General features: G+C 39.7%; 20 protein-coding genes. 12 read left to right on the top strand and 8 right to left on the bottom strand.

What is annotated here, in order from left to right:
• The first annotated feature begins 23 nt into the window (after positions 1 to 23).
• From ACOQON_RS07850 to ACOQON_RS07840, 3 genes are all read left to right on the top strand, one after another.
• Entirely contained in the window at positions 24 to 608 is a 585-nt protein-coding gene (locus ACOQON_RS07850) for a penicillin-binding protein activator LpoB (protein ID WP_420578371.1), read from the top strand.
• Positions 609 to 676: 68 nt separating this feature from the next.
• Entirely contained in the window at positions 677 to 2,068 is a 1,392-nt protein-coding gene (locus tag ACOQON_RS07845) for a COG3014 family protein (protein ID WP_420578370.1), read from the top strand.
• Positions 2,069 to 3,070, top strand: a complete 1,002-nt coding sequence (locus ACOQON_RS07840; RefSeq protein ID WP_420578369.1) for a Gfo/Idh/MocA family protein — start codon at positions 2,069 to 2,071, stop codon at positions 3,068 to 3,070.
• A gap of 2 nt (positions 3,071 to 3,072) precedes the next feature.
• Here the strand turns inward: ACOQON_RS07840 and ACOQON_RS07835 are convergent, their stop codons facing one another.
• The 8 genes from ACOQON_RS07835 to ACOQON_RS07800 form a co-directional block, all read right to left on the bottom strand.
• Entirely contained in the window at positions 3,073 to 4,239 is a 1,167-nt protein-coding gene (locus ACOQON_RS07835; RefSeq protein WP_420578368.1) for a nucleotidyltransferase family protein, read from the bottom strand.
• Positions 4,226 to 4,894: a glycosyltransferase family 2 protein gene (locus tag ACOQON_RS07830; RefSeq protein WP_420578367.1), complete on the bottom strand. Its 669-nt coding sequence runs from the start codon at positions 4,892 to 4,894 to the stop codon at positions 4,226 to 4,228. Before ACOQON_RS07830 ends, ACOQON_RS07835 begins: the two co-directional genes overlap by 14 nt.
• An 11-nt stretch (positions 4,895 to 4,905) precedes the next feature.
• Positions 4,906 to 5,604, bottom strand: a complete 699-nt coding sequence (locus ACOQON_RS07825; protein ID WP_420578366.1) for a glycosyltransferase family A protein — start codon at positions 5,602 to 5,604, stop codon at positions 4,906 to 4,908.
• 2 nt (positions 5,605 to 5,606) lie between these two features.
• Positions 5,607 to 5,990, bottom strand: a complete 384-nt coding sequence (locus ACOQON_RS07820) for a hypothetical protein (RefSeq protein WP_420578365.1) — start codon at positions 5,988 to 5,990, stop codon at positions 5,607 to 5,609.
• Positions 5,991 to 6,013: 23 nt separating this feature from the next.
• Positions 6,014 to 6,910 (bottom strand): hypothetical protein, encoded by an 897-nt coding sequence (locus ACOQON_RS07815; protein WP_420578364.1) that lies wholly within the window; start codon positions 6,908 to 6,910, stop codon positions 6,014 to 6,016.
• Positions 6,911 to 7,038: 128 nt separating this feature from the next.
• A complete protein-coding gene (locus tag ACOQON_RS07810; protein ID WP_420578363.1) occupies positions 7,039 to 7,653 on the bottom strand; it encodes a glycosyltransferase family A protein in 615 nt (204 codons plus the stop codon).
• Positions 7,654 to 7,716: 63 nt separating this feature from the next.
• Positions 7,717 to 8,544, bottom strand: coding sequence for a hypothetical protein (locus ACOQON_RS07805; protein WP_420578362.1), 828 nt, complete (start codon positions 8,542 to 8,544; stop codon positions 7,717 to 7,719).
• The gene (locus ACOQON_RS07800) at positions 8,541 to 8,834 is read right to left on the bottom strand and encodes a thiamine-binding protein (protein WP_420578361.1); all 294 of its coding nucleotides are present in this window, start codon (positions 8,832 to 8,834) and stop codon (positions 8,541 to 8,543) included. Before ACOQON_RS07800 ends, ACOQON_RS07805 begins: the two co-directional genes overlap by 4 nt.
• Positions 8,835 to 8,940: 106 nt before the next feature.
• On the opposite strand from ACOQON_RS07800, the gene ACOQON_RS07795 reads away from it, so the two are divergent.
• From ACOQON_RS07795 to ACOQON_RS07755, 9 genes are all read left to right on the top strand, one after another.
• A complete protein-coding gene (locus ACOQON_RS07795; protein ID WP_420578360.1) occupies positions 8,941 to 9,552 on the top strand; it encodes a hypothetical protein in 612 nt (203 codons plus the stop codon).
• Positions 9,553 to 9,583: 31 nt separating this feature from the next.
• Positions 9,584 to 10,537, top strand: coding sequence for an FKBP-type peptidyl-prolyl cis-trans isomerase (locus ACOQON_RS07790; protein WP_420578359.1), 954 nt, complete (start codon positions 9,584 to 9,586; stop codon positions 10,535 to 10,537).
• 20 nt (positions 10,538 to 10,557) lie between these two features.
• The gene (locus ACOQON_RS07785) at positions 10,558 to 11,649 is read left to right on the top strand and encodes a hypothetical protein (protein WP_420578358.1); all 1,092 of its coding nucleotides are present in this window, start codon (positions 10,558 to 10,560) and stop codon (positions 11,647 to 11,649) included.
• A gap of 108 nt (positions 11,650 to 11,757) precedes the next feature.
• Entirely contained in the window at positions 11,758 to 14,292 is a 2,535-nt protein-coding gene (gyrA, locus tag ACOQON_RS07780; RefSeq protein ID WP_420578357.1) for a DNA gyrase subunit A, read from the top strand.
• A 15-nt stretch (positions 14,293 to 14,307) separates the two neighbouring features.
• Complete coding sequence (locus ACOQON_RS07775; RefSeq protein WP_420578356.1) at positions 14,308 to 15,453, top strand: tetratricopeptide repeat protein; 1,146 nt, start codon at positions 14,308 to 14,310, stop codon at positions 15,451 to 15,453.
• 69 nt (positions 15,454 to 15,522) lie between these two features.
• Positions 15,523 to 16,131, top strand: coding sequence for a Crp/Fnr family transcriptional regulator (locus ACOQON_RS07770; protein ID WP_420578355.1), 609 nt, complete (start codon positions 15,523 to 15,525; stop codon positions 16,129 to 16,131).
• Between the two features lie 62 nt (positions 16,132 to 16,193).
• Positions 16,194 to 17,918, top strand: a complete 1,725-nt coding sequence (locus tag ACOQON_RS07765; RefSeq protein ID WP_420578354.1) for a SulP family inorganic anion transporter — start codon at positions 16,194 to 16,196, stop codon at positions 17,916 to 17,918.
• A gap of 61 nt (positions 17,919 to 17,979) precedes the next feature.
• Complete coding sequence (locus ACOQON_RS07760; RefSeq protein WP_420578684.1) at positions 17,980 to 19,389, top strand: MBL fold metallo-hydrolase; 1,410 nt, start codon at positions 17,980 to 17,982, stop codon at positions 19,387 to 19,389.
• Between the two features lie 351 nt (positions 19,390 to 19,740).
• Complete coding sequence (locus ACOQON_RS07755) at positions 19,741 to 20,394, top strand: hypothetical protein (RefSeq protein WP_420578353.1); 654 nt, start codon at positions 19,741 to 19,743, stop codon at positions 20,392 to 20,394.
• The last annotated feature ends 76 nt before the right edge of the window (positions 20,395 to 20,470 follow it).

Genomic DNA, 20,470 nt, shown 5'->3' with positions numbered 1-20,470 from the left:
TTTCACCATAATATAAAAAGAGAATGAAAAGAATCACTCAATTATCCATGATACTCATAGCTGTTGTCATGCTCGCATCATGCAACAGACAAGTAACCCGAATCAATCCGGATCAACAAGTCGACCTCAGTGGCCGTTGGAACGACACGGATTCCAAATTGGTGGCAGAAGAAATGATCCAGGATGTAACTGGAAGACCCTGGCACAATGATTTCCGCATCAATAATGATCGTAAACCGGTTGTCATTGTCGGGTATGTACAAAACAAAAGCACAGAGCATATTGAGTCAGAAACCTTCATCAAGGACATTGAAAGAGAGTTTGTAAACTCTGGTTTTGTTCGTGTGGTTTCTAACGCAGAGTTTAGAGAAAAACTTCGTGAAGAGCGTGCTGAGCAGGGGGAGTTTGCTTCGCCTGAAACTCAGGCTCAATGGGGGAAAGAACTCGGTGCTGACTTTATGATGTTTGGTGTAATCACAGCTGTAACTGATTCTTACAAAAGGGAAAAGGTGGTAAACTACAAAGTAAACCTGGAGCTCACTAATATTGAGACGAACGAGAAGGTTTGGATCGGAGATAAAGAGATCAAAAAATACATCAAGAATTAATTAATGGGTCGTGAGAATCATTACTCACGACTCGTTACTTACACCTTTTTAAAAATCACCACACTTTCATGGTTTTCAGAAAGACCATATCCAGTATAGCTGTATTTATTCTGCTGACAAGCTGTGCCTCGTTCTATCAGCTCAACTATGAGTTTAACAAAAACTTTGAGCAGGGGAATATCGAGCAGGCGGCCAGCATTTTAGATCAGAATAAAAAGGCAGCTAAAAGTAAAACACGGTTCCTGTACTACGCCAATCAAGGAGTGGTAGAGCATCTTTTGGGCAACTATGAGGAAAGCAATAAATGGCTGGAGCAGGCTTACATATTCGGTGAAGACTATCAGAAAAACTATGTCAATTTTGCTGCATCTTATTTTCTAAATCCAAACTTGATCGTTTATCCCGGAGAGGATCATGAGCACTTAATGCTATTATATTATAAAGCACTGAACTTTCTCAAAATGGAGGATTATGATGCTGCTTTGGTGGAATGTCGACGATTGAATCAGCGGCTCTATGAACTCGGTGATAAGTACGTTTCTGAAAACAAGTATCAGAAAGATGCATTCATTCACAACCTGATGGGTATCATCTATGATGCGGCAGGTGATTATAATAATGCATTTATAGCATACAGAAATTCGCTTGAAATATATCAGAATGAATTTTCAGAGATGTTCGGTTTGTCAGCTCCTCAGCAACTAAAAAAAGACTTGCTTCGAACTGCTTCACTCGCTGGTTTTCCGGAAGAGCTTGATAAATTCAGTGAGGAGTTAGGAGTGGAGTATGTACCAATGCCACCTTCATCAGGAGGAGAGTTAGTCTTCTTTTGGCACAATGGACTTTCACCTGTCAAAGATGAGTGGTCAATAAGCTTTGTGGCTGTAGCAGGAGAAGGCGGACAAGTGTTTTTTCAGAACGAAGAATACGGGTTGAATTTTCCATTTTACTATGATGCTGGAGATGATGGAAATGCAAGTATTACTGACCTGACAGGTACACGTGTAGCGTTCCCAAAATATGTAGAAAGAGAACCTTTCTTCCATCAGGCTAGTCTTGAAATAGATAACTATTACTACCCGCTAGAGAAAGTAGAGGATATCAATGCAATTGCCTTTAAAACTCTAAGAGAACGCATGCTGGAAGAGTTCGGAAAGGGGTTGTTACGGGTAGCTATTAAAAAAACGGTTGAAAAACAGGTTCGAAAAGAAGACGAAACACTCGGTTTTTTGGTGAGCATTGTCAACTTCGCTTCGGAGCAGGCGGATACGAGAAACTGGCAGACCATGCCTCATAGCATTCACTACACGAGGGTTCCTTTGGAAGAAGGAGAGAATGAGGTCGTCCTACACACTGAAGGAGCTAAAACAGAAAGTATTCAGACATTCAAATTTATAGGGGAGAAGGGAAAGACTCTTTTCCAGACATATCAATCACTTGAAAGTAACATAGCGTTTTAAATGAAGACCGACTCATTGGGAATTGCGATTGTTGGTCTGGGGTATTACAGTACATATCATATCGCTCCTGCAATTACAAAATCCAATAAGTGTCACTTAGCTGCTGTGGTTACTGGAAGTAATATAAAAGGGACAATGTGGCGTCATAAATACAATCTTAAGAAAGAGAGTATTTACAGCTATGAATCATTTACTGATATCGGCTCTAATGATGAGATTGATATTGTCTACATCGCATTGCCGATATCACTACATGCTAAATATACTGTACTGGCCGCTTCAGTTGGCAAACATGTGATTTGTGAGAAGCCAATGGCTGCCAATGTAGGAGAAGCAAAAGCAATGATCCGTGCATGTAAATCCAACAATGTCAAATTGGCAATTGGTTATCGTCTTCATTATGAACCACATCATCAGTTTTTGATGCAATTGAAGAGTAGGAATCAGATTCTGGAGATTAAATCTGAGTTTGGACATCCAATTGCTGACAAAAATGAGTGGCGCTTATCAAAAAATCTTGCCGGTGGTGGGGCTCTGCTGGATTCTGGAATCTATTGCATACAGGCAGCAAGGTACATTACTAGTGAATTGCCAAAATCTGTAAGAGCAGTGGCAGAATACTCATTGAGCGATGATGGAGTGGAGGATTGGATAGATTTTGAGTTTCTTTATGAGAATAGACCTAATGTAAAATTCAATGCTAATTACAGAGAAAAAGTAAACAAGCTTGTCGTTAAAACCTCAAATCATAAATATGTGCTTAACAAAGCATTTGGATTCAAGGGGCAGAAATTCAGAAATCCTTTGACTGAATTACGAATACCAAAAACAAGGAAAGCACCAATAGTGAGTTTTCTTGAGGATTTCATTGATTATATTGAAAATGATACGAACTTAAAAGCGAGTGGGTATGAGGGCCTTATCGATGTGCAGATAATAGAAGCATTATATAAATCTGCTAGAACGAAAAGAGAAGAGCCCGTAATCTATCTGGATGATTAATTTCAACTTCTCTTGAATTGCAGACGAATCAATTCAAAAATCAATTGAATGATATATTTTTTATTTCTTGAATACAGGTAGTGAGAAAACCAGTCTTTTAACGTCTTAAGATAATTCCCATTGTTTTTATAAAGCGTTCGATAAAATACTCTTCGAGCCATGATCATGTCATTATCCTCTCTGGGTACTAGTGAAAATCTGTATTGATTTTGCAATAGCTTACTTTCAGAGATATCAGGCATATTCAATATTTCTGAAGGAATTCGTGCAAATTCATTTTCATTCAGATATCTAAGCATATCGATCGGAGTTTGATAATTCTCCGAGCGAATCAATTCTTTTAACATCACCCATTGATCATCCGTCAATCCTTCAATAATCTTCACGCTATCTGCTACCCAGCGAATAGGCGGAACAAGGTTCCACTGCATACCATGTAGCAAAACACAATAGAGTTCATCCGGCGGTGATAAATACTTAATAGTATTATCACTGGCAATCGCCCTTTCCCACATTAAATATTCTGTCGCCTGCTTCAGGGCATAAAGTGAAAATCGAATATGTACATCTAACTCAAGTCCTTTTCTTTTAAATGAGTGTGCGTGAAACATGGAGCTTTCTATTCGGTTGATATCACCGGATACTGATCTCCAACCAGACCTATTTAGTAATGAAACAAGGCTTTTAACATCTTTTCTTTGAACAGCCACATCGATATCAACAGTTGGTCTGGAGCCAAAATCACCATAAAACTGATTAATATGTGCGATTCCCTTTAAGGCAATTAAATTGATATTAGATGAAGAAATCTCTTTACCTAATGCAGTCAGTGTTGAATTCAGTAGTTGATTCTTATACCACACATACTTATAATATCCAGATAATTGTTCCAGAATGGGGTAGGATGTGCGGTATGATTTCAAGTTAGAATACAGTAGCGATAACAATCTCTGAGATCCCAAATCCAATTGATCAAATACCTGAGGCAAGCCCGGCTTTGTAGATGCGCTTTTACTTATGTGAATTCCTTTCAGTTGGTTCAGCCATAGCTCAAAATATGCAAATGCCTCTGCTGGAGGATAAAGAGCAGATTTAAGTAGCAGTAATTGATGGGCGTTTGGATAAACCCCCGCCTCTTTAATCAAATCATTCAGCTCACTTCTTTTCATTTCTCCTTCTATCAAGAATGGCCTTTATGATTTTTGGGAACTCCTGGCGGAGGGACTTGTCAGTCAGTGATTGATTTGCTCCATGAATACGTCGCTTCACCAATACTTCATTGACAAATTTTTGATCGATATTCTTATCAATAGCTTTTGCATACCATTCAAGCAATTCGATTTTAGATTTTTCAAATAACCCAACACTATCAAAAATATGTTTCCTCACCATTAAGGTTGATTTATGTATACCCATCAGAGGAGTATTCAATTGTTTAAGTTCTACTCCATCGAGATGGTTAGGCATATAATTTTCAAGCAATGTGAAAACCATTTGACATTCCGGGTGCATGTTCATCAATTCAACCTGCTTGCGAAGCTTCCCTGACAACCAAATATCATCGTGATCCAGAAGAGCAATTAGATCATGCCTTGCTGATTTGATGCCATAGTTAAGAGCTTCATATGCTCCTTTATTCTCCTGCTGCAAAAGCTTTACTTTGGGGTGCTTTTGTCTTACGATGTTTGCAGTATTATCAGAAGATCCATCATCAACCACAATTATTTCTTTAGGCGGCAGTTCTTGACCATATACACTACTCAATGTTTCCTCAATATAATTTGAGGCATTATAAGTGGGAATAATAACTGTTACGTCACTCATATACCTTAATGCTAAAAGTTCGAGCCGAATGGATCAAGGTCTTGCGCATCATTGGACTTTCTCCTCCTGTCAATCGATTTTTTTAAAGCTGAGATTAAGCCTGTCTCCTTGAATGAGAGATCTTTTGTCATATTATCATCATGCAATCTCTTATTTAAGGCCAATTTCTCAACATATTTTACTCCCACTTTTCTCTCTCGTACTCTTAAAAACCAATCCTGATCTTCACTAAACCTCAGGGATTCATCAAAAAATCCAACTTTGTCTAATAGAGATTTTCTAAACATCATGGAGCCTAAGTATGCATTGAAGTGAGCTGATGACCTTTTATCCCCTCGCTTCGGATCTGGAAAACAGATAGTCTGACCAACCACAATATCTATTTCAGGTCTTTGATCCAGAAATTCTTTCTGCCATTTCAATTTAGCAGGGGGGAGCAAATCGTCCGCATCCAAGAAGGTAATATAACTGCCGGAAGTGTTTGTTAAACCAACATTCCTGCAATAGGATGGTCCTTGATTTTTTTGGTTTTTAATTATGTGAGGAGTTAGTCGGGAGGAAGCCAATATCTCAACTGTGGAATCGGTTGAAGCATCATCTACACAAATAATTTGATCTGGCAACAAGGTACTTTCAACAACACTTTCTAAAGTCTCGGTTAAATGTTTCTCAGCATTATAACAGGGTATGATAAGTGTGATTCCTGTCATTTTCAGTCAGCTTTATGAGGCCAACCCTTTTTCTCATCTGCATCATGAATAGGATCAATCATAATGAGATCACTCATGTCCTCAAACTTGGCATATGTAAGATCTTTAAACTTGAATTCAGAAGTAGTTTTGCTGCCTCTGCCTTCCACTTCCTCAATCAGGGATTCCTCTATTAGGTGATTCAGAAATTGGTTGATTTGTCCCTTCTGATTTTCATTTAAATCAGCAAATGATCCAACAATCATGTCTCTTGAGAAACCATCAATTGCCATCTGCCAAACATTTAATGCAGAATTTTTAAAACTGTAGTAAAATCCATTTTCAAGATTCACCACCACGATTTCATTATCAAATTGATCACTTACGACTTTTGGATTGACTTTCATATATAATTAAATGAAATACTAAATTAGAAATTATCTAGAAATGAAGATAGGAGAGTAGGTAGATTTGATGTATCCGGACCAAGATTAAGTGTATAGGTAGGTGTTGTTCTTATAAATTTTGAAATCTTAGCAAATGACTCCTCTCTTAATCCTGGCAGTTGGAATAGCGTAGTAGGTGCTATAGCTCTCATGGCTTCTCCTTTTGAGCAAGGAACAATACTCGTTTTACTCCCTCCTTCCACTTTTGGAACAAGCGTAGCAAAAACAGGAAAAGATCTTATCAAACTTTCCTTATAATTAGGATAGAGATGGATCCTGTATTTATCGTCTATTGGTTTTGCAAGTGTGGATCTATCAATATGAATATTTTCAAGGAGTCCAATTGATTTATCAGTTACCTTGCTAAGAGAAAACAAACTGAATACCTGCCGATTTTGAGTATCCAATAATACATAATCATCACCAGCAAACCTTAACTGTGAGTTAATGCATGCCAGGCATGAAGTTGATTTACCCGAACCTCCGGCTCCAACTAGAAGTAAACCTTTATTTTCAATCCCTACCGCTCCCGCATGTGTGGGTTGAAGACCCGTGTTTTTAAACCACCAGTGGAAAACCATCCGTAATGGGAAATCAGATTCCCACACTGGTATTTGGTCAATATCTTCAATCCAATAGTAAGTTTTTCCAGCATTCCGGTTTTGACAATAAATGGCCAGTGACCCGGGCTGCTCTAAAAGAAATGCATGATCCTCTGTGAATGATTCTATCAAACCAAGATGATGAGGTTTTTCACCAACCCAGGGTCTCTCAAGAGAAGAGACTTCAGATGACTCTCCTTCAACAAAATAAATGTGGTGATCGACTTGATCGCCTGGCGATAACTCAAGATGACTAAATGCTCTGGTGAAGAGAGGCATGAATCTTTCTGAAGAAAAATGAAAACAAAAAGTATGGGGACCAATCGAATAGTACTTACATGAATATCCAGTGTCTCTGAAAACAGGGGCTAACCTGGTTTCCATATATCTATAATAGTCGCTTGCTTTCACTTATTTCTTTTTCTTTGTATTGATCTAAAAAGTGCTCGTGATAGATCTTTCAGCGACTCTTTAACTTTGTGAGTTTCGTTATTCTTATGAATTCGTTTTTCAAGAACAACATCCTCAATTTGATGAATGATTTCATCGCTATCCAACAATCTAAAAAACCAATCAAAATCACCAGCGAATCTAAAAGTCGGATCGAAATCTCCGTATTTTTTAAAAAGCTTTTTTTTAATCAACGTGCACCCAAGCAAATACCCGTCAAGTTCTTTGCCCATTTGATGGGTTCGAACCCAATCAGGAGCTTCGCTCAATCCATCTAAAAACCATTTTTGTTTACCAATAACCAGGTTAGCATGAGGAGTGGATGCTAAGTACTGAATGCGTTTCATCAGGCTATTTGTTGGCCACAGATCATCCTGATCAATAAAGGCTACAAGTGGATGGTTTGAATGTCTAATGGCCAGGTTTCGTGCCGCTCCTACACCCTGATTTTTTGTCTTGAAATATCTCACACCCTGAAATGATTGAACAATTTCACCGCTTCGATCAGTGGATCCATCATCGACAACTATTACTTCAAATGAGGTATGTGATTGATTAAATATAGAATTCAAGCAACTTTCCAGATAAAATTCCCCATTGTATACAGGAATCAATATGCTAACAGAGTCCATTTCTTACCAATCCATATTTTGTTCATATCCCAGTTTGATCAAAAGCCCCCCCCAGTATTCCTTAAAAAAAGTCTTTGTCTGTTCATCAAAGTGATTCTTCCAATCACCAACTTCTCCTTTTCGATAATGCTGATATACATTTTCTTCACCCGGGTTTCTTTTCGTTACTCTTTTAAAAGATCGACTCCTTATGGCTTTTTCAGACTCAAATTGATTCAATGACTTCTTAATAAAAAAATGCTGAAATTCGGAGCTCGTTCTCTTTGCAACTGCCCAAATAAACCTGTTATACCAAACAATCAATTTGTCTATCATTTTTCTCTCTTCCTCTTTCACCGTAGACAAATCAAAACAGTGGTCAATAATCCTATCCCAGGTATTTGCTGGGCTATTAATTAAATCTTCAAACCGTAATTCTAAAATTACAGGATTCGTATAGTCCCAGGTATATAAGCTTTGAAAATGATCGGCACGACAGGAACTTATTTCTAATTTAAGTCCATCTTTTTTTGATAAGCCCTGAAGTATTTTTCTATGTTCAATAAGGTCAGTCCATTCACTTGTCGGATGACTGTGAAGATGTGAAAAATAAGACGACACAACCACATCCCTTGGATCTCTGATAACATGAAAACCAGTTTGAACATCCAGCAAATCCAAATGCTCCATTTTTGCATTTGAGCTTATGACAAAATCAAAACCCGGATCAATATGTTTATTATCGAGTGTATGATATGTTATAATAGATTTTCCTGTGTAAACGCAAATGGCTTCTAAAACAGATCTGATATAACTTGAACCTGACCGATGATGACCAAAGTAGCAAATCATCGATCCAGTCTTTTTTCTTCCATTGTCACGTCCCGGTCTGTACGGATGTGCATCTTGATATTGACTAAAAACTCTGTACATCCTGCATCAATAAGAGCTTGCTGTGCATCTCTTGCAACCTGCTGCAATTTGTCATATGACCCTTGCATTACCGTTTCCATTGGTGTGATCATATACTCCACCCCGGACTGCTGAATCACATCGATAGCGGCATCAATTTTTTCATAGACATTTCCTTCCCGGTCTAGTGGAACAACCTGGATACCGAGTTGAATATTTTTATCTGTCATACATTACTGTTTTCAGCGAAAATAAATCTTTGAATATTTAGACAATGACTTTTCCCTATTTAGTTAAAAGGCTTTATTTTGAGGTCTAATAATAACCAACCCTGAGATGTTCACCGAGTACGAAATTGAGTCCATGATCGCTTACCCAGAAGTATTGGAGGCGACTAAGGTTTTAAAAAAAGATTTTCTAAAAGCAGAGGCACCATATTTGGAAATAAGTGATGATGATTTCTTCTCTCTTGTCATAATGACTCCTACAATTGGTATCGCAATGGCCGATGGAAAGATTACATTATTTGAAGAAATGGCATTGAATAAGAAAGCGAGAAAGCTGTCAAAAGGAGGCTATTTCATGAAAAAAGATCCTGTTGTTTATGCGATGAAATATCTTATAAAGAATTATGATAATTGGCAGGACAAATTTTTCAATCTTCTAAAGATGACTATCAAGGTGACTTGTGGGCTTGATGGGATGAACCTGAAGCCTTTTGATGAGAATCAGGATGTGGATTATCATGAATACCGCGAGGCAATCCTGCATTCTCCTTACCTGCTTATTCGTTTCATTGCCAGTTTTTTTCTGGAAAATGATGAAGATATCATAAACCAAAACCATCGAATAGGGAAATCAGAGTATGAAAAGTTGGTTTTGATTGGTGAAAAGCTAGATCTTCATCACCTTTCTGTCTTTAAAATGTTTTGTAAGACCTTCCAATAATCTACACCTAATTGATTCGTTGTTGGTGGTAGTGATTAGAAACATACTTATAGGATTGCTGGGATTACTTCTACTGGCCTGTGGAAGTGATGATGCCGTTTCTACATCGGCTGATGATAATATTGAAGCCTGGCTGGATACAATGAATATCTCTGCATCCAGAGACAATGATACGGGGATTTACTATTACTCAGACATTCTAAACCCATCAGGAGCATCCGTTTCATCCGGTAGTGTTGCAGCTTTTTATTATACGCTTAGTGACCTGAACGGAAATGTGATTGCCAGTCATCAACGAGCAAACGGCGATTCGCTTATTTTCAAAGTGGGTGCATCTGCCATCTATCCTGTTGGAATAGATGCTATAATATCTGTGATGCGTGTAGGAGAGACCTACAATTTCATCTTACCTCCGGAACAGGCCTATCAGGATCTTACATCGGGAGCGATAAATCCCAATTTGATCGCACACCTTCAAATAGAGCTGGTTGGGGTTCATAATGAAACTGATTTATTTGCTCAGGAAAGCGTAGACATTCAGCAATATATTGATGACAATTACCTTGATAGTCTTGAGCTCAATCCTATTGACTCTACGGAGCTATTTTCTTCTTCGGGAATTATCTACAAGCGACTCAGGGCAGGAACTGGCGCATTGCCTACAAACGGGGATACGATCATTGTTGATTATACCGGTAGATTTTTGGATGACTCTTCATTTGGAAGTGATTCTGGTTTTGAATGGGTCTTTGGATCTAACGAGCCAAGAGAATTGCTCTCAGCATTTGAATTTGGAGTTTCGCTCATGCAAACAGGGGAACAGGCACTCTTTTTGATTCCCTCGTCGCAAGGTTACCGGGAAAGTGCGTTGGTGATTCCTGGATTTATAACCAATGATTTAATCGAGGATGGCATCATTCCTGACTATGTTAGTACCATACCTCCGTATCAATCATTAATATTTGAGATAACCCGTGTTGATTAATCCATTAATTTTGAAATGATTTGCTCGCCGCTATCAAACGATATGGAATACTCAGCCTTCTAGCTCTTTCATCCTTGCAAGGCTTCTCTCAAGATATTTATGAGAAGTATGATATCTATCGCAATCCGGTCAAAGTATTCCTAAACAAGTTTAGCATCACTGCTACCACAGGAATAGGAATCACAAGTTACTCACATGAATTAAGTGGAGTTTATTTTTATCAGGATGCCGAAAATCAATTCATTTTTTCAAATGATATAGAAAACCTTGGCAGTACTTTTTCCGGCTATACAGATTGGCTGAATGACCCACAGCCTGGTTTTCAGACTTCTTTGGAAAATCCGTTTGATCCCCCCTTTGGTTTTTTGTCGAATCCTGTGAATAATCCCGCTCTTGGTGATCAGACTTTTTTGGTAAACACCGATACGACAGATTTCGGTTTTAAAGGCGGTTCGCGTGGAATTCCCATCACTTTAATGATTCATTACAATTTTGATAAGTTCAGGGTTGGGGCCGGATATAGCTATGAGTTTCACTTTCTAAGAAGGTTAAAACCTACTGCATACGCCGATGAGGTGCGCGATTACGAACCAAATACGTCCAGAACAAGGTATTCTAGGCTATTCGGAATGGTAGGGTATAAGTTCTATTCATTTTGGAGCTATGATTTTGTGGCTGAACTTCAGGTCGGTCGCATCACCGCCGGCAAACAATTCAATAGTGGAGCTATCTCAAGAGGTATCTACACAAATTTTGGTGTAAGCATTGAAAATAACTGGTCCGAATACTTCCGGATAATTATCCGTCCGGGTGTGGATTTCAAATCCTATACCGTCAATCTTCCTGACGGAGCTACTGTCAAACATAATTATCCCACTTTTTTCATTCAGGCTGGCATTAGCATCAATATTCCTGATATCCCACGCTCACCTATGAAGAGTGATCATGTACAGCTAAAACATGTATATCGGAACCCGGTAACGGGCCAAAAAATGGAGGTTAGAGGACAGCCGATCTGGAAGCGACAAAATCCAAAAGTGGGGGAAAATAACCGTAGAATGTGGCCAAAAAGAAGGAAGGCCATTAAAAAGCTAAAGACAAAAAATAACTAAGCGTTTTATCAGCCATAACAAGCAAATTCTGTTTGCCAGAATCCGATGATTTCAGCTAGAAATTCGCTAAATTGCGGGTTGATTTTTGGCTAACCCAAATAAGCATAAATGGCAGACGGAGATATCGGTAATTCATCCTCATTCGAAGAGAATATCATCCCAATAAATATTGAAGAAGAAATGCGTGGCGCCTACATCGATTATTCGATGAGCGTAATCATTTCAAGAGCACTTCCGGACGTACGAGATGGTTTAAAACCCGTACACAGAAGGATCCTGTATGGGATGGACGAGTTGGGGGTAAACTACAACAAGTCTTATAAAAAGTGTGCAAGAATCGTCGGGGATGTACTGGGTAAGTATCACCCGCATGGAGACACTGCAGTATATGACACCATGGTGCGAATGGCTCAGGATTGGTCTATGAGATATCCACTCGTGGACGGTCAGGGAAACTTCGGTTCTGTAGATGGTGATTCACCAGCAGCCATGAGGTATACTGAGGCTCGTTTGAGAAGAATTTCAGAGGAACTATTAGCTGATATTCGCAAGAATACGGTTGATTATGTTCCAAACTACGACGACAGCACAGAAGAGCCAAGCGTACTTCCAGCTAAGATTCCAAATCTATTGGTAAATGGTGCAAGCGGTATTGCAGTAGGTATGGCCACCAATATGGCCCCACACAACCTCACAGAGGTCGTAAATGGCACGATTGCATACATAGACAATAGAGATATCACCATTGAAGAACTTATGCAGCACATCACTGCACCGGATTTCCCAACGGGAGCCACAATTTATGGTTATCAGGGTGTCAGAGCAGCGTTTGAAACCGGAAGAGGAAGAGTGGTTCTGAGAGCGAAAGCCGAATTCGAAACCACCAGCACTGGGAGAGAGCAAATCATCGTCACTGAGATCCCATATCAGGTGAATAAGGCAAGCATGATTGAAAAAACAGCTGCCTTGATCAATGAAAAGAAAATTGAAGGTATCGCTGATATCAGAGATGAATCGGATAAGCAGGGAATGAGGGTGGTTTATGATCTCAAGAAAGACTCCATTCCAAACATTGTTCTTAACAATCTCTACAAGCAAACAGCTCTACAGTCTTCATTCAGTGTTAATAACGTAGCGCTTGTAAAAGGAAGACCTAAGACACTAAATCTCAAAGACTTAATTGTTCATTTCGTTGACCACCGACATGAAGTAGTCGTTCGAAGAACAGAGTATGAACTGGATGAGGCGGAGAAAAGGGCTCACATCCTTGAAGGCTATCTTATTGCGTTGGATAATCTGGATGAGGTGATCAATTTGATTCGAGCATCTAAAGATCCGGATGAAGCGAGAGATGGTTTGATTGAAAAATTCAGCCTTTCTGAGATTCAGGCCAAAGCCATTCTGGACATGAGACTTCAACGTCTCACAGGTCTGGAAAGAGATAAAATCCAGAAAGAGTACGAAGAGATTCAGGCACTTATCAAAGAGCTTAAAGAGATACTTGCTGATGAGGGAAAACGGATGCAAATCATCAAAGATGAGTTGCTGGAGATGAAAGAACGCTATGGTGATGAGAGAAGATCAGATATCGAACATAGCGCGGATGAGTTCACAGCAGAAGATATGATTCCGGATGAGGATATGGTTATAACCATTTCACATCAAGGCTATATCAAACGCACACCTCTTGTAGAGTACAGAACACAAGGTAGAGGGGGTGTAGGCAGCCGTGCAGCTAAGTCCAAAGATGATGATTTCACTGAGCATTTATTTATAGCTTCCGCTCATAATTATCTACTGATATTCACTGAGTTCGGTAAAGTATTTTGGATCAAGGTTTGGGAGCTACCGGAAGGTAGTAAAACCTCTAAAGGAAGGCCAATTCAGAACCTGATTAATATTGAATCAGAGGATAGAGTAAGATCTGTCATTAATGTGAAGACTCTGGAAGATCCTGATTATATCAATAACAACTTCCTGGTGATGTGTACGCAGCGAGGAGTCATTAAGAAAACGTCATTGGAAGCTTATAGTAGACCAAGGAGAAACGGAATCAACGCAATCACCATAAGAGAAGATGACAAGCTTTTAAATGTGCGTCTGACTGATGGGGATAATCATATCGTTATTGCTTGTAATACCGGTCGCGCCATCAACTTCCACGAATCTGATGTTAGATCCATGGGAAGAATGGCTTCCGGAGTGCGAGGGATGAATATTACAGATAAGGAGTTTGTAGTTGGTATGGTTTGTGTAGACTATAAAAACCCTCCGAACCTACTTGTAGTATCTGAAAAGGGATATGGTAAGCGATCAGACCTGGAAGATTACAGAATCACTAAACGTGGTGGTAAGGGAGTAAAAACGCTGAATGTTACTGATAAGACTGGCGCACTTGTAGCGATAAAGGACGTAATTGATGGGGATGAATTAATGATTATCAATCGATCTGGAATAGCCATTCGGATGTCAGTAGACAACCTGAGAGTAATGGGAAGAGCCACTCAGGGTGTTCGACTAATAAAACTGAATGATGAAGATAAGATTTCTGCAGTGGAGAAAATTTCCAATATTGGGAATGACGAAGCGGAAGAGGACGAAGCTTCAAACCAGGAGAATGAAAATAAAAACGATAACGAATAAACTAAAAATCGAATAATGAGAACTTTTTTAACATTATTGTTAGCGGCTTTTTGTATTGCCGGATATTCGCAAAAAAAGCCAAAAATCAACAAGGCTCTATCAGCTATGCAAGATGGTGACCTTGCAGAAGCTAAAGCTATCATTGATGCAGCTATTGAGCATGAAAAGACCAAAGATGATCCCGAAACATGGTATTACAGAGGTCAAATCTATGCAACCCTCGATACCGCTAGTAACGAACCCGGTGCGTTGGAAGAAGCAATGAAAGCTTTCGATAAGGCGCTTGAACTAGATCCCGAGCAAAAGAAAGTATCTGCATTTACCGGTGCTGGCGTTGAAAACATAGATACCAAAAAACAAGGTTGGTATGCGTATTACTACAACGAAGCAATTGCAAGTTACAACGCTGAAAATTTTAGCTCTGCAGCCGATAACTTTGAAACTGCTTTCTACATCAATCCGAGTGATACTAACGCCGTTTTAAATGCTGCATATGCTTCAGCTGCAGCAGGTGACGATGAGCGTGCAAAAACCAACTTCATGAATGCTTATGAAGCTGGAGTAAAAGATAAGACCGTATTCTTGCAGCTTTATAATTATGCAGCAAAAGAAGAACGTTTTGAGGACGGGCTGGACATTATTAGAAAAGGAAAAGAAGTCTACCCTAACGATATAGATTTTGCTAAATTTGAAATCAACCTTTTAATCCAACTGGAAAAAACAGAAGAAGCAAAAGCTGGTTTGGAAAAAGCAATTGAAGCCGATCCACAAAATGCTGACTTGCATTTCAGCCTTGGTGTACTTAAGGAAGAACTAGGTGATAAGGAGGGAGCAATGGCAAGCTACGATAAAGCACTGGAGATTGATCCGGATCACTATAATTCCAGTTTTAACAAGGGGGTTGCTGTATTCAACGAGGCAAATGAGTTGATAAAAGAACGAAATGCACTCTCATACAAAGAAAAAGCGAAGAGCAAAGAATTGACTGGGAAAATTAATCTTAAGTTGGAAAAAGCGCTCCCAATTTGGGAAAAGCTCTATTCCCTGAATAGCTCAGATCAAACTGTACTTGAAACACTAGCCTATATCTACAATAGCTTGGGCAAGAAGGAAAAGTACAATAAACTTCAGGACGAAATTGATGCCCTGCAAGGAAATTGATTTCAGAATAAGTATTTGTATGGAGCCGATCATTCGATCGGCTTTTTTGTTTAAATAGTTATGATAGAAATGCTAGAGTCTTTAGGATTTGAGCCTGCACTGTTGGAAGAAATAAAAGCAGTCGGCTATAAAAAAAGGGTACGGGTTGGTGAATCAGTTATTGACGCTTCTCAAACCGAAAAAAATATACCATTTGTTCTGGAAGGCATTCTTAAGGTCTATAGAAAAGAACCAAGCGGAAAAGAAGTGCTGCTGTACTACCTTGAGAAAGGAGAGACCTGTGCCATGTCGATCACTTGTTGCCTTGAAAACAAGCAGTCACCAATAAAGGTCATTGCGGAAGAAGACTCAGTCATCTGGATGGTTCCTAACACTTTTCTAAACCAATGGATCACAAAGTATCCATCCTTTCGATCATTTGTCTTTTCATCCTACCAAACACGCTTTGACGAACTCATGGAAACCATTGATAGTTTGGTTTTCACAAACCTTGAGGATCGGGTAATTAAGTACTTGCTCGACACGAAGCAAGCCACTCAGTCCTATGAAATCCACAAAACTCATAAGGAAATCGCGGATGAGCTAGGTACATCAAGGGTGGTTATATCCAGAGTTTTAAAGAAACTGGAGCAAGACGGGAAAATAGAACAACACAGAAATAAGATTGAAATTTTATAGGCCTTCTAGGTAACAAAGGCTACAACCAGCTATCTTGAGGCCTGCTATTTTTGTGATCCGATATGAATCAAATCCGAAAGGTATTTCCAATTCTGCAATGGTTACCTAATTATAAAAGAAGTGACCTGAATGGCGACCTATTTGCAGGGCTTACCGTCGGAGTGATGCTTATTCCCCAAGGAATGGCATATGCTTTAATCGCAGGATTACCCCCGGTTTATGGTTTGTACGCTTCGATTGTTCCGCAAATCATTTATGCGCTGTTAGGTACGTCCAGACAGCTATCTGTTGGTCCTGTGGCCATGGATTCATTATTGGTTGCTGCTGGTGTCTCTGTATTAGCAGCGGAAGGAACTGATTCGTATATAGCCTATGCCATTCTTGTGGCATTCTTCATGGGAGCATTCCAACTGCTATTGGGCACCTTTCGCCTCGGCTTCATTACAAACCTCCTTTCCAAGCCGGTCATCAGCGGCTTCACCTCAGCTGCAGCATTAATCATCGGCTTCAATCAACTTAAATATCTCTTAGGTACAGACATATCAAAGAGCAATCGATTTTATGAAGTTGTTATCAATAGTATCCAAAAATTGGACGAAACACACCTGCCAACACTCATCATAGGAATACTAGCCATTCTGTTAATTAAAGGGATTAAATCCATTAACAAAAATATTCCAGGAGCATTGATAACAGTTGCTATCGGAACTATAATTGTATATTTTTTACAATTAAATATTGATGGTGTTAGCATTGTGCAAGACATTCCTCAAGGACTGCCAGCACCACAGCTACCTGTATTTTCACTGGACCAGTTGGGGCAAGTGCTGCCTCTCGCATTTACTATATCTGTAATTGCCTTCATGGAAGCTTTTTCCATTGCCAAAGCGGTGGAAGCTAAGCGGAAAGACCATAAAGTCATTCCAAATCAGGAATTGATAGGATTGGGAGCGGCAAACCTGATCGGATCACTTTTTCAGGCATATCCTGTAACGGGCGGGTTCTCACGTACCGCAGTTAATCACCAGGCAGGAGCCAATACACCTCTTGCTTCTATCGTGAGCGCAATAATTGTAGCACTAACGCTCATATTCCTTACCTCACTCTTTTATTACTTACCACATGCAATTCTGGCTGCCATTATCATGGTAGCTGTCAGCAATTTATTTGACTGGACCTACGCCAAAAAGTTGTGGAATGAAAGTAGAAAAGAGTTTCTCGTGCTTCTATTTACCTTTTTAGTTACGCTCAATATTGGGATGGTTATTGGTATTGTTACGGGAATTATTCTTTCCATCTTGCTCTTCCTTTATCGGGCTGCATATCCACACATAGCCAGACTTGGCCGGATTAAAGGGCATCATGAATTTAGAAATATCACCCGTTTCTCCAATCTTGAAACGTGGGAGGGATTGGTCATTATTCGTATAGATGCCCCGCTTAGTTTTATCAATATTCAGGAGATCAAAGACTATATTTTGAATACGCTCATAGAGGAACCAGGAACCCAAGAGATCATCATCGATGCTGGTCCTGTCAGCCATTTGGACGCCACCGCTGCTGATGGACTGCAAACCCTGTTGGACGAATTGAACCTGAAAGGAGTGAGGTTGGTTCTTTGTGATGTTATCGGACCCGTGAGGGACACCATGAAGCAAACAGGTCTAACCAAACGGATAGGAAAACAGAACTTATTTCTAAGCCTTAGTGAGGCCTTGGAGAATGCATTAACAAACGCCAAAGACCCATATAAGAAAGTGACATTGCAATCAAATATAAAAACGTAACCAATGTTACTAACCTGATCGTTTGAAGGATCGTACTTTTGCACAAGAATTGAATGACAATATGAATATTGAACAGATATATACCGGATGCCTGGCACAAGGCGCATACTACATTGAAAGTGAGGGAGAGGCGGCAATCATTGACCCATTACGAGAGTCAGCGCCATACCTGAAAAAAGCAAACAAAGAAGGAGCAAAGATTAAATACATCTTTGAAACGCACTTCCATGCTGATTTCGTTTCAGGACACGTGGATCTGGCGAAAAAGTCCGGAGGGAAGATCATCTATGGTCCGGGAGCGAAAGCGGACTTTGACTTCCATGAAGCAAAAGATGGAGAAGTATTTGAACTTGGAAAAATCAAAATCAAGGTACTTCATACACCGGGGCACACACTCGAGAGTGCCACTTACTTATTAATTGATGAGAATGGCAAGGAGCACGCCATATTTAGTGGAGACACCCTGTTTATCGGCGATGTAGGACGACCGGATCTGGCACAGAAGGGAAGCATGACTCAGGATGATCTGGCTGGTATGCTATATGAAAGCTTACGATCTAAGATTATGACATTGCCGGATGATGTGATTGTGTATCCGGCGCACGGCGCAGGTTCTGCTTGCGGTAAGAATATGAGTAAAGAGACATTTGACCTGCTGGGCAATCAGAAAAAAACCAATTATGCCTTAAGAGGAGACATGTCCAAGGAAGAATTCATCAGAGAAGTAACCGACGGATTGCTGCCACCACCGCAATATTTTGCGCAGAATGTGGCCATGAATAAATCAGAGGCTGTAGGTTTAGACTCAGTACTAAAGAAAGGGAACGTGCCACTAGACGTGGAAACCTTTGAGGCAATGGCTAATCATGAAGGTGCACTGGTACTAGATACCCGAAATCAAAAGGATTTTGTGAAGGGACATGTCCCAAATGCCATCTTTATTGGTATCGACGGTAGCTTTGCTCCATGGGTAGGCGCACTTATTCCGGACCTACAACAACCGATCATCTTTTTGGCTGATAAGGGCAGGGAAGAGGAAGTAGTAACACGACTTTCCCGTGTGGGATATGACAACACCCTGGGGTATCTGGAAGGAGGATTTGAAGCTTGGAAGGATGCAGAAAAAGAAGTGGCCACACTGGAGTCCATTACTGCTGAAGCATTTGCAAAAGCACATAAGAATGGAAACCTCCATGTAATGGATGTGCGCAAGCCGGGAGAGTTTGAGGCAGAACATGTAGAGGGTGCAGAAAGCAATCCATTGGACTACATCAGTGAGAATATGGATAAAGTAGATGCCGATAAGCAATACCATGTGTACTGCGCAGGTGGGTATCGTTCAGTGATCGCTTCTTCCATTCTAAAATCACGAGGTTTTCACAACCTGGTAGACATAGCCGGAGGCTTCAAAGAGATTAGTGAAACAGATATTCCTACAACAAATTACGTGTGTCCAACCACCCAAAAGTAAGTTGACAGGAAAACAAAGGTGAACCTTTTCTTATGTTAAATTGATGGGTATTCAGATACTCATTGCGGTGGGGTATCTTGCAGTTATGACATTAACAATTCTGCTTTTGCTGGGCCTTGTAGGCATCATCGTGTTTGTTTGGTATATCTTCAAAGACGAGGGACCGCATCATCAATGAATCCAATTCAACACCCTTTTAGGAGTTTATGAGATGAATTATTGCATTTTTTATGCAAAAATATATTGGTTGGGTAAGTCTGATACGTGATTTACGTATTGATGAATTTCCGAAAAACACGCGTGTATAAAAGCTGAATCATGATCACTTTTGAGATATAAAATCAAAACATCATGAGACGAATAGTAGCTTTTATCTTCACGCTGTTTCTCTTGTTGGTAATGTATAGCAGTGCGAATGCCGGAGGAGATCCAATTCAAAAGAAGTACACCAAAGAAGAAGTTACGACCATAGCAACTTCACTTTTGAATGCCATTCATGACTATAAATATGAACAAAGAAATCAATGCATCGCAGCTCTAAAAGACAAATTGGGTTTTGAGCTGGTAAAGGATGTAACTCACAATGTGCCTAAAAACTGCACAGTAGACAGCCTGGTGGTCGGAAATGATCAATTATTTAGGTGGGCTTATTTCAAGTCAGTTGATTTGGAATACCTCAAAGACGTAGAAGCATTAATCACGTTGAAAATAGAACAATCTGATGAAGTAGCCGAGGCGCTGGCAGATATGCTTAAGCAAGACGGGTTAGATATAATAAGTAAATCGAACGAGTCGTATGTCTTTAAAGATACATTGGGAGGATATGTTATTGACAATCGATTTAAAATAGAAACCAAATCACGAATAGACAGCAGGTATAGCTACACCATTCAGGTGATGGAAGATTATCTGATCTTGGATGTGAAGGAGGTTGTATCTGATTATTGGGTACCATCATATTATTTGATTGAGAAGGACTCCAGGAGATTAGCGGAAAAATTCTAGTACATATATATAAATTGAAATAGCCTTACTGTGAACACAGTAGGGCTTATTCTTCATATTTTAATTTAACATAATA

This window comes from Ekhidna sp. (genome assembly GCF_965221965.1).
GTDB lineage: Bacteria > Bacteroidota > Bacteroidia > Cytophagales > Cyclobacteriaceae > Ekhidna.
Note: the sequence above shows the minus strand (reverse complement) of the source record. Positions and strands in the feature narration are given on the sequence as shown.

Coding starts and splice junctions, on each gene's coding strand:
- ACOQON_RS07760 (WP_420578684.1), top strand. CDS start 17,980: ATGAATATTGAACAGATATATACCGGATGCCTGGCACAAGGCGCATAC.
- ACOQON_RS07795 (WP_420578360.1), top strand. CDS start 8,941: ATGTTCACCGAGTACGAAATTGAGTCCATGATCGCTTACCCAGAAGTA.
- ACOQON_RS07850 (WP_420578371.1), top strand. CDS start 24: ATGAAAAGAATCACTCAATTATCCATGATACTCATAGCTGTTGTCATG.
- ACOQON_RS07755 (WP_420578353.1), top strand. CDS start 19,741: ATGAGACGAATAGTAGCTTTTATCTTCACGCTGTTTCTCTTGTTGGTA.
- ACOQON_RS07830 (WP_420578367.1), bottom strand. CDS start 4,894: ATGAGTGACGTAACAGTTATTATTCCCACTTATAATGCCTCAAATTAT.
- ACOQON_RS07805 (WP_420578362.1), bottom strand. CDS start 8,544: ATGATTTGCTACTTTGGTCATCATCGGTCAGGTTCAAGTTATATCAGA.
- ACOQON_RS07820 (WP_420578365.1), bottom strand. CDS start 5,990: ATGAAAGTCAATCCAAAAGTCGTAAGTGATCAATTTGATAATGAAATC.
- ACOQON_RS07835 (WP_420578368.1), bottom strand. CDS start 4,239: ATGAAAAGAAGTGAGCTGAATGATTTGATTAAAGAGGCGGGGGTTTAT.
- ACOQON_RS07845 (WP_420578370.1), top strand. CDS start 677: ATGGTTTTCAGAAAGACCATATCCAGTATAGCTGTATTTATTCTGCTG.
- ACOQON_RS07765 (WP_420578354.1), top strand. CDS start 16,194: ATGAATCAAATCCGAAAGGTATTTCCAATTCTGCAATGGTTACCTAAT.
- ACOQON_RS07770 (WP_420578355.1), top strand. CDS start 15,523: ATGCTAGAGTCTTTAGGATTTGAGCCTGCACTGTTGGAAGAAATAAAA.
- gyrA (WP_420578357.1), top strand. CDS start 11,758: ATGGCAGACGGAGATATCGGTAATTCATCCTCATTCGAAGAGAATATC.
- ACOQON_RS07775 (WP_420578356.1), top strand. CDS start 14,308: ATGAGAACTTTTTTAACATTATTGTTAGCGGCTTTTTGTATTGCCGGA.
- ACOQON_RS07825 (WP_420578366.1), bottom strand. CDS start 5,604: ATGACAGGAATCACACTTATCATACCCTGTTATAATGCTGAGAAACAT.
- ACOQON_RS07800 (WP_420578361.1), bottom strand. CDS start 8,834: ATGACAGATAAAAATATTCAACTCGGTATCCAGGTTGTTCCACTAGAC.
- ACOQON_RS07840 (WP_420578369.1), top strand. CDS start 2,069: ATGAAGACCGACTCATTGGGAATTGCGATTGTTGGTCTGGGGTATTAC.
- ACOQON_RS07815 (WP_420578364.1), bottom strand. CDS start 6,910: ATGCCTCTCTTCACCAGAGCATTTAGTCATCTTGAGTTATCGCCAGGC.